This window comes from Lihuaxuella thermophila, assembly GCF_900110165.1.
GTDB lineage: Bacteria > Bacillota > Bacilli > Thermoactinomycetales > Thermoactinomycetaceae > Lihuaxuella > Lihuaxuella thermophila.
Map to the genome: position 1 here is coordinate 139,030 of NZ_FOCQ01000009.1, position 9,445 is coordinate 148,474.

Sequence of the window (9,445 nt, forward strand, 5' to 3'; positions counted from 1 at the left end):
CTGGGAGGATGAAGGTATGAAATTTCGCTACTTGCCGATGACAGAGCAAGACCGGAAAGAAATGCTGTCAACCATCGGGGTTGAATCGATCGAAGATTTGTTTTCGGAAATTCCGGAAAGTGTACGGTTTAAAGGAAGACTAAACATTCCGGAACCCATGCCGGAACCGGTACTCATCCGGCACATGAACCGCCTGGCGGGTAAAAACGCCTCTTTCGATCAGTACACTTCTTTTCTGGGCGCGGGGGTCTATGAGCATCACATTCCAAGCGTCGTCAATCATGTGATTTCCCGTTCCGAGTTTTATACGGCTTATACGCCGTACCAGCCGGAGATCAGCCAGGGAGAACTGCAAGCCATTTTTGAATTTCAAACGATGATTTGCGAATTGACCGGTATGGATGTCGCCAACTCTTCCATGTATGACGGCCCGACCGCTCTCGCGGAAGCGGCCAGCATGGCGGCGGCCGTTTCCCGTAAGCGGAAAATCGTTGTTTCTCGGGCCGTTCATCCCGAGGCGCGCGCCATTCTGGCCACGAGCGCCAAAGGGCTTGGCCTCACCGTTGTGGAGGTTCCCTGTGCAGATGGTCTGACCGACCTGAAACAACTGGAAGCCGCAGCGGATGAAGATACAGCCGCCGTCATTGTGCAATCGCCAAACTTCTTCGGAAACATCGAGGATCTGGCTGCCATTGAGAAAACGGCCCATGCTCACAAAGGATTGTTTATTGTGAGTGCGAACCCGCTTTCCCTGGGAATTTTGAAACCGCCGGGTGAGTACGGGGCGGACATCGTCGTCGGCGATGCCCAGCCGCTCGGAATTCCTGCTTCGTACGGCGGCCCTCATTGCGGTTATTTTGCGACGACTCAAGCGCACATGCGCCGCATTCCCGGCCGGATCGTAGGCCAAACCGTGGATGAAGAAGGAGTGCGCGGATTTGTTCTCACCCTGCAGGCGAGGGAACAGCATATCCGCCGGGATAAAGCGACTTCCAACATCTGTTCCAACCAGGCGCTCAATGCCCTGGCTGCCTCTGTGTATATGTCGGCAATGGGCAAACAGGGAATGCAAGAGGTAGCCCGTCTCAACGTTCAAAAAGCACATTATGCCAAAAAGCGCCTGGCCGAAGTCAAGGGAGTGGAAACGGTCTTTAACCAACCTTTCTTCAACGAATTTGTGATCAAATTGAGCCGCCCGGTAAAAGAAGTGAACGAAGAACTGTTCAAAGCGGGCATCATTGGCGGCTACGATCTGGGCCGTGACTACCCGGAGCTAAAAGATCATATGCTGGTAGCCGTCACCGAAGTGCGCACGAAAGAGGAGATTGATCAGTTGGCTGAAGTATTGGGGGGTCTCTTGTGAGCAAAGAAAAAGCATTGATCTTTGAATTAAGCCGTCCGGGGCGAATTGCATACAGCTTGCCCCAATCCGATGTTCCGGAAACAGACGCGCTGCCCGAGGAACTCTTGCGGGAACAGCCGGCGGAGCTTCCTGAAGTATCCGAACTGGATCTGATCCGCCATTACACCGAACTTTCACGCCGCAATCACGGAGTGGATAACGGCTTTTATCCCCTCGGCTCTTGTACCATGAAATACAACCCGAAAGTACACGAGGATGTGGCCCGTTTCCCCGGTTTTGCCAAAATTCATCCTTACCAGCCGGAAGATACGGTTCAAGGTGCACTCCAACTTCTTTACGAGTTGCAGCAGGATCTCGCCGAAATCACCGGAATGGACCGGGTAACTCTGCAACCTGCCGCGGGCGCGCAAGGGGAATGGACCGGTCTGATGATGATTCGCGCTTATCATGACAGCCGCGGCGAAACCGGCCGCGACAAGGTGATTGTTCCGGACTCCGCCCACGGAACCAACCCGGCGAGCGCCACGGTGGCCGGTTTTAAAACGATCACGATCCCGTCCAATGAAAAAGGTCTGGTCGATGTTGACGAACTGAAAAAAGTGCTCGGCGATGATACGGCAGCTCTGATGCTCACCAACCCCAACACACTTGGCTTGTTTGAAGAAGATATCAAATTGATCGCTGACCTTGTTCATGAAGCCGGGGGACTTCTCTATTATGACGGGGCAAATGCCAACGCGATCCTGGGAATCGCACGCCCCGGGGACATGGGCTTTGACGTGGTTCACCTGAATCTGCACAAAACCTTTACCACTCCCCACGGCGGAGGCGGCCCCGGTGCCGGACCGGTCGGAGTGAAGAAAGAACTGGTTCCGTTCCTGCCGAAGCCGATGGTCGAGAAAACCGAAGACGGAAAATATTATCTCGAAGATGACCTGCCCAATTCGATCGGCCGCGTCAAAGGTTTTTATGGTAATTTCGGCATCCTGGTCCGGGCTTATGCCTACATCCGCACCATGGGCCCTGACGGCTTGCGCCAGGTCTCCGAAAACGCCGTGCTCAACGCCAACTACATGATGAGAAGGTTGGAGCCTTATTTCGACCTGCCTTATAAACAGCATTGCAAACACGAATTTGTCCTGTCCGGCAACCGTCAGAAAAAGCTGGGGGTCCGCACCCTCGATATGGCAAAGCGTCTCCTGGATTTCGGGTTCCATCCGCCGACCATCTACTTCCCGCTCATCGTGGATGAGTGCTTGATGATTGAACCGACGGAAACCGAAAGTAAAGAAACGCTGGATCAGTTTATTGATGTGATGATTCAGATCGCCAAAGAAGCGGAAGAAAATCCCGAGCTCGTCCAGGAAGCGCCTCACCATACCGTGGTCAAACGGCTGGATGAAGTGACGGCTGCCAGAAAACCGGTATTGCGCTGGAAGAAATCGTAGAGAGCGAGCCCCGTAAAGATGCGGGGCTGTTTTTTTAACCTCTCCTAGCACGGGTTAATCCTTTTATGTTTTAATATTTATAATATTAACAAATGATTGATAAATAATTATAGAAATATATATAATAAAAATAAATTAGTGCCCAATTCATTGGAGTAGTCTACGGGAATCATTCGTGCCTGTTCGGCGTACGCGTTGATCCCGGAGCGTACAAAAAGCAAACCGCGCTGATCATGGTTGGTAACGACACCGGCTTTGCACAGTTTCAAAAATTTACACAAAAGGAGCTTCGCTTCATGAAAGGGAAAGTGGCAGTGATGACCGAACCCGGAAAATTGATGCTTGCAGAATACGATTTGCCCGAGGTCAAACCGGGAGCAGTGTTGGCAAAAGTGATTCGCACGAACGTTTGCGGCTCCGAGCTTCATATTTGGCAAGGACATCATCCAACCAAAAAATCGGGTGTCATGGGACATGAGATGGTGGGCAAAATCGAACGTTTGGGTGAAGGAGTCGATACGGATTTTGCGGGAAATCCCGTTCACATCGGGGACCGTATTGCAGCCGCCTATTTCTTGACTTGCCGAAAGTGTCCACCCTGTCAGCAAGGCCAGTTTCATCTTTGTGAAAATGCCTATCAGTTTTGGATCAAAGATGCTGACGAGCCTCCTCATTTTCACGGGTCGTTCGCAACGCATTACTACATTCATCCTGATCAGTATTTTTATAAAGTTCCTGACAATGTTCCCGATTCTGCCGCTGCAAGTGCGAATTGCGCACTCTCGCAAGTCTATTTCGGAATCGAAAAAGCAGGCCTCCGGTATGGAGAAACCGTGGTCATTCAAGGAGCGGGAGGACTGGGCCTGAACGCGTCTGCGGTAGCCAAGGAGTTTGGAGCGACTGTCATCGTGATCGACGGTGTTCAAAAGCGTCTGCAAAGGGCAAAATCATTCGGCGCTGATCACCTGATCGACCTGAATGAATACGAAACGGAAGAGAAACGGGCCAAAGCCGTTTATGAGTTGACCGGGGGCCGGGGGGCGGACGTCGGTTTGGAGCTGTCCGGCGTACCGGCTGCATTCAATGAAGGAATCCAATTGATTCGGCCGGGCGGACGATATGTCAGTATCGGAAATGTTTCTCCGGGGCAACTGGCTCCGTTTGACCCGGGTCTCTTGACAAGGAAATCGATTCAGATTATCCCTGTGGTTCGGTATGATCCCTGGTACTTAAACAAAGCATTGTCATTTTTGTCCCGGACCATCGATAAATATCCGTTCGAGGAGATGACGGATGCTGAATTTTCTCTCGGCGAAATCGGCGCTGCCCTTGACCAATCGGCCAGCAGAGAAATCACAAGAGCATCGGTTATTGTAAATGAACGGTAACATACAAGGAGGATCGGCAGCCATGCTGAAAAAGCTGCAAATGTTCATCGATGGCGAATGGGTGGACAGTGTCTCTGGAGAAACGTTGATCACCCTGAACCCTGCGACAAAAGAAGAGTTGGCACGGGTTCCCCGGGCCGGTGCAAAGGATGTGGATCAGGCCGTTCGGGCGGCCAGGGCGGCTTTTGAGGCGAGTGAATGGAGGGAAATGGCTCCCGCCGAACGAGGACGGCTGTTATATAAGATGTCCCAACTGATCCGCGAACAAAAAGATGAGCTGGCACATCTGGAAACGCTTGACACCGGGAAGCCGCTCGCTCAGTCATCTGCAGATGTGGAAGTGGCTGCGCGTTACTGTGAATACTACGCGGGAGTGGCGGATAAGATTTTGGGTGAAACGATCCCTGTTCATCCCGGCTTGTTGAATTATACTGTACGCGAGCCGCTTGGCGTAACCGCTCATATCATCCCGTGGATCTATCCGATTCAAATCGCCGCACGTGGCCTTGCTCCGGCACTTGCCGCCGGCAATACGGTCGTGATGAAGCCCGCCGAAGTAACTCCGATGACGGCATTACGATTAGCGGAGATTTGTGAAGCAGCCGGGATCCCCAAAGGTGTTGTGAATATCGTGACCGGTTACGGAACCGAAGCCAGGGCGTCACTGGTTTCCCATCCCGACATCGATCATATTACCTTTACAGGCTCAGTAGCCACCGGCACGGCTGTCATGAAAGCGGCTGCGGAAAATATCAAACCGGTCACGCTTGAATTGGGAGGGAAATCGCCCAATATTGTATTTGCGGATGCAGATCTGGAAGAGGCTGCGCAATGGGTGGTGCGTTCGATCACGCAAAATGCGGGTCAAACTTGTTCGGCGGGCTCCAGACTGCTGGTGGAGCGCTCCATTCATGAGTCATTTGTGGAGCGGGTCACCGAATTAATGAAACAATTGCGTGTGGGGCCGGGTCTGGACAATCCGGATATCGGACCGATTATTTCTGAGAAGCAACTGAAGAGAATCGAATCGTATATCGAACTGGCCAAAAAGGAAGGGGTGATGATCCGCACCGGCGGGAAACGGTGTGCAAAAAACGGAAACGGATTCTTTTTTGAACCGACCGTTCTTGATCATGTATCGAGCGACAGCCGTCTAGCACAGGAGGAAATTTTTGGTCCCGTGCTTGTTGTATTGCCGTTTGACACCACTCAGGAGGCGCTGGAAATCGCGAATCATACGGAATACGGTCTCGTGACCGGCATTTGGACATCCAATATCAACAAAGCTCATTGGTTGGCAGCCCGGGTACGGTCAGGGCAGGTGTTTATCAATAACTACGGTGCCGGCGGCGGAGTAGAAATGACATTTGGCGGGTATCGCAAAAGCGGCTTTGGAAGAGAAAAGGGTCTCGAGGCTTTAAAACATTATACGCAAGTAAAAAATATCGCCATCAAAATTCATCTTTAGAGAAGGGGACGGAATCCGCAAGGGGGGTTCTACTTCTGCTCAACAGAAAAGCGTGCTTTTGAATAAATGCTTTTCTGTTCGGAGAAGCGAAAAAGATTTTCCGGGGATGGACATGGGGATATAATGCTTCGCATGCTGGCGCAAAACCAGAGAGAAGATGAAGATAAGCGCTGTGACAGTATAAAGATTCCAAGCGGTCAGGGGCTATTGATGGGAAGGGCGGTAGCTAAAGTGGAAGGACAACCCCATACGGAAATGGAAGCGAAGGCAACCTGAAGACGCTCCGTGAGAAAAGAAAAATCCACGCCCAGAGCTTTTCCGGTTACTTGGCTTTGCGGCGGCTTCGATACTGAACCCAAGCGATCGCGATGAATGGAATGGAGATGATGGCAATAAGACCGATCCAACTGGGGATATTCAAACTCCAGTCCCTCCTTTCTATCAAAAAGCTGGAAAGTATTATTTGCAGGCAAGAAGGGATTTATACATCCGGCCCGATGCGGTGAGCCGGGGTGGCATCTGATCATCGTTTGGGGGTAGAAAAAGGGACCTCACCCAGATGGCATGGATGATTTGACACTCGACGCGGCTGAATCCCCCCATACAGGAGGTTTTGTACTGCCTGCAACTCACGCGGGTATTCAAATGAAATTCCTTTCTTTTGTTGCAAACAGTTGCCAACCGTTTTCAGCTGAAGAGTGTATCGCTTGACCTGAATCAGTTTGCAAATTAAGAGAGACCGTTAACTCTCATATCCCCTTCATTTGACGGCGGGGAGTTTTTGTTTTTATTATATTTGTATAATTATTAAACTCTTGAATTAAAAACATATATGAATTATGATCAAAACATTATCAATTTAAAGGCGAGGAGTGACATGGCTTGTATCCGGTTTCTACGACTCTTTTACCATACCAGTCTCCTAAATCAAGGGCGAAAATATTGCAAATCTTATTGATTGTCAACATCGTGTTCACATGCATTTCGATGATTGGTGAATGGATTGCCATAGGGGTGTATTCCGACTCGGCAAATGCCATCCCCACAGATGAAGAGACGCTTATGGCAGAAGGCTTGACAGGAATTACGGGCATTCTGTTTATTCCTGTCTATCTTGCTACAATCGTTGTTTTTTGCATATGGATACATAGAATCTATAAAAACCTTCCTTTACTGGGTGCCAAAAACCTGAGAATGACACCGGGCTGGGCGGTTGGTTGGTATTTTGTTCCGTTTGCCAATCTGGTGAAGCCTTATCAAGGAATGAAAGATGCGTGGAATGCCTGTTCTTTGGATGCCGATCAGGGAGACTTGTCTTGGGGCGAGAGATCGGCACCGGGTCTGATAAAATGGTGGTGGGGGTTTTGGCTGTTTTCCAACAGTGTTTCAAAGTTGGTCGTCAGAATCTACAATAAGGCCGAAACGACTGATGAACTGATTTCCGCTGCAAAACTTTCCATCTTTTCCGGCCTGATTGACCTGAAATTGACAGTGCTGGCTCTCATTCTCGTCAAGCGTTTGACAGAACGGCAAGAGAAAAAATGGCAAGCGTTGCAAACACAAGAACAAAATTTTACGTCTCCGTTCGGGTTTGAACCGGATTCGCCACAGATGGGAAATGTACAAGGACAGCCTTTATCTTTTCAAATGAAAGAGGACCACTCGTCCACCGAACCGTCAGATCCCAATTTTAAATGGGGGTGAGTTCATCAAGCCTTCCGCTTGAAAAGAGCGTGAAGGCTTTGGTGAAATTCGTCTCTAAAGGCGGCAGAGCTTCCCGCTTCATCGCCAAGTTGTCAAAGATCCTCCGATCAGCCGGATATGGATCATTTAGATGGGCAGAACCAGTATCGGTGCTTGATCCCCAATGATTTTCAATGACCGGGCTGGATCGAATCCCGTTGGATCCGGTTTTATAAGAAAATATATACAGAAGGTGATTGGTAGGAATGGGGAAGAATGATATTCATATTTGACAGAAAGATAGGGAGAGAGGTATTTTTAACTCAAGGGGTAATTTTGCCGCCTTTATATGAATACTGAATGTTTTGTAAATATCTGCCTAGGAGGAAAAAATGAAAGGAAAAACTGTAATCGTAACCGGCGGAAGCAGCGGAATGGGCAAGGCCATAGCCAAGCGTCTTTGTCAAGAGGGAGCCCATGTTGTCATCTCAGGGAGAAATGCGGATCGCCTGAAGGAAGCCAAAAAAGAGATCGAAACCTTTGATGGGCAAGTGCTGACGGTTGCTATGGATGTGCGGGAGATTGAGCAAGTCAAAGAGATGGTACAGCGGGCGAAAGAAACGTTTGGGCGCATTGACCATCTGGTAAACAATGCGGCAGGTAATTTTATCGTACCGGCTGAGGATCTCTCGTACAATGGCTGGCATTCGGTCATCAACATCGTCTTGAACGGAACCTGGTATTGCTCGCAAACGGTCGCCAGGGAATGGATCGAGAGCGGGCAAAAGGGCTCCATCTTGAACATCGTTGCCACCTATGCGTGGACAGGCGCAGCCGGAGTCGTTCATTCCGCTTCCGCCAAGGCGGGCGTGCTGGCGATGAGTCAAACGTTAGCTGTTGAGTGGGGAAGCAAATACGGGATCCGCGTGAACTGCATTGCACCGGGAGCGATCGAGAATACCGGCGGGGCTTCCAAATTGATTGGAGATGAAAAAGCGTACAAACTGTTGCAAGCGTCCATCCCGCTCAAGCGTTTGGGACGTCCGGAGGAAATCGCGGGTCTGGCCCTGTTTTTACTGTCCGATGAAGCGGAGTACATCAACGGTGAATGCGTCACCATGGACGGTGGTTATTGGCTGGCCGGACACCGTTTCCTGTAACAAAACGACGCTGATGAAATTCCCTTTCTTTCCTCAGCGAAAGAAAGGGAATTTTTGCGGTTTCTTAGACCAGTGATTCGCTATTCGATAAAATCATACAGAAGATCGAAGATTCTGCGGTGACCACTCCCCATGCCTAAAGGCAGGGGATTCTTGGGTAATCTCCCGCAACCGGGAGAAATAGACCAAGCTCAAACCGTGGGCCCCACGGCGATGAATCTTAAACCTTCTTGCAGAATGTTTTTGGCGGCATGGATGTCCCGATCGTGATGAACACCACATCCCGGGCATGTCCAATCTCTCAGGCTCAGGTTTTTCACATCTTTGTTTCTGTTTCCGCAACCGGAACAGAGTTGGCTGGAAGGAAAAGTTTTACCGACTTTAACAATCATTCTTCCAAACCAATTCGCTTTATACTCCAACATAGCTACAAATTCAGACCACGATGCATCCGTGATGGATTTTGCCAGCTTGTGGTTCTTCACCATCGTATATGATTGCAAGTATCATTATTGTTTTTTGTCCCAAGGATCGACGGAAAGTGCTGGTTCCGCCTGTAAGTGACCGGCTGAAAGAGCTGTTCATGGAAAAAGCGAGAGAGCTGGAAGTGACGTTTCAAGTATGGAGATCATGCCCGATCATGTGCATTTGCTCATTCAATGCGACCCGGAGTTTGGGATCCACAGGGCAGTTAAACATCTCAAAGGGTACACATCGCGAATATTGAGGAAAGAGTTTCCACATCTGAAATCACGAATCCCATCCCTTTGGACCAACTCCTATTTTGTTGCGACCGTTGGAACGGTCACGCTGGAAGTTGTTAATCAGTACATGGAGACTCAAACAAGGAGGTGAGTCCATGCACAAGGCATTCAAGTTTCGTTTGTATCCAACCAAAGAACAAGAGACTCTCATTAACAAATCCATTGGTTGCA

The 9,445-nt window shown here is 49.9% G+C and carries 8 protein-coding genes and 2 pseudogenes; 9 read left to right on the plus strand and 1 reads right to left on the minus strand.

What is annotated here, in order from left to right:
- Positions 1–16: 16 nt before the first annotated feature.
- The 7 genes from gcvPA to fadH all read left to right on the plus strand — a co-directional run bounded on the left by gcvPA (position 17) and on the right by fadH (position 8,510).
- Positions 17–1,363, plus strand: a complete 1,347-nt coding sequence (gene gcvPA / locus BMW55_RS11765; RefSeq protein WP_089969406.1) for an aminomethyl-transferring glycine dehydrogenase subunit GcvPA — start codon at positions 17–19, stop codon at positions 1,361–1,363.
- The gene (gcvPB, locus tag BMW55_RS11770; protein WP_089969408.1) at positions 1,360–2,811 is read left to right on the plus strand and encodes an aminomethyl-transferring glycine dehydrogenase subunit GcvPB; all 1,452 of its coding nucleotides are present in this window, start codon (positions 1,360–1,362) and stop codon (positions 2,809–2,811) included. Before gcvPA ends, gcvPB begins: the two co-directional genes overlap by 4 nt.
- A gap of 296 nt (positions 2,812–3,107) precedes the next feature.
- Entirely contained in the window at positions 3,108–4,199 is a 1,092-nt protein-coding gene (locus BMW55_RS11775) for a zinc-binding dehydrogenase (RefSeq protein ID WP_089969413.1), read from the plus strand.
- Positions 4,200–4,221: 22 nt separating this feature from the next.
- Positions 4,222–5,667 (plus strand): aldehyde dehydrogenase family protein, encoded by a 1,446-nt coding sequence (locus BMW55_RS11780; protein WP_425283856.1) that lies wholly within the window; start codon positions 4,222–4,224, stop codon positions 5,665–5,667.
- Positions 5,668–5,790: 123 nt separating this feature from the next.
- Positions 5,791–5,943 (plus strand): hypothetical protein, encoded by a 153-nt coding sequence (locus BMW55_RS19455; RefSeq protein WP_170839906.1) that lies wholly within the window; start codon positions 5,791–5,793, stop codon positions 5,941–5,943.
- Positions 5,944–6,549: 606 nt separating this feature from the next.
- Positions 6,550–7,371, plus strand: a complete 822-nt coding sequence (locus BMW55_RS11785; protein WP_139179492.1) for a DUF4328 domain-containing protein — start codon at positions 6,550–6,552, stop codon at positions 7,369–7,371.
- Between the two features lie 371 nt (positions 7,372–7,742).
- Positions 7,743–8,510, plus strand: coding sequence for a 2,4-dienoyl-CoA reductase (gene fadH / locus BMW55_RS11790; protein WP_089969419.1), 768 nt, complete (start codon positions 7,743–7,745; stop codon positions 8,508–8,510).
- 191 nt (positions 8,511–8,701) lie between these two features.
- On the opposite strand, the pseudogene BMW55_RS11795 reads toward fadH, so the two are convergent.
- Positions 8,702–9,013, minus strand: a pseudogene (locus BMW55_RS11795) (RNA-guided endonuclease TnpB family protein); the annotation flags it as partial.
- A gap of 85 nt (positions 9,014–9,098) precedes the next feature.
- Here BMW55_RS11795 and tnpA point away from each other — a divergent pair.
- A pseudogene (gene tnpA, locus BMW55_RS11800) lies at positions 9,099–9,365 on the plus strand (IS200/IS605 family transposase); the annotation flags it as partial.
- Between the two features lie 4 nt (positions 9,366–9,369).
- On the plus strand, positions 9,370–9,445 hold a 76-nt coding region (locus BMW55_RS11805; RefSeq protein WP_139179494.1), incomplete at its 3' end, for a helix-turn-helix domain-containing protein.

Coding starts and splice junctions, on each gene's coding strand:
- BMW55_RS19455 (WP_170839906.1), top strand. CDS start 5,791: ATGCTTCGCATGCTGGCGCAAAACCAGAGAGAAGATGAAGATAAGCGC.
- BMW55_RS11775 (WP_089969413.1), top strand. CDS start 3,108: ATGAAAGGGAAAGTGGCAGTGATGACCGAACCCGGAAAATTGATGCTT.
- fadH (WP_089969419.1), top strand. CDS start 7,743: ATGAAAGGAAAAACTGTAATCGTAACCGGCGGAAGCAGCGGAATGGGC.
- BMW55_RS11780 (WP_425283856.1), top strand. CDS start 4,222: ATGCTGAAAAAGCTGCAAATGTTCATCGATGGCGAATGGGTGGACAGT.
- gcvPA (WP_089969406.1), top strand. CDS start 17: ATGAAATTTCGCTACTTGCCGATGACAGAGCAAGACCGGAAAGAAATG.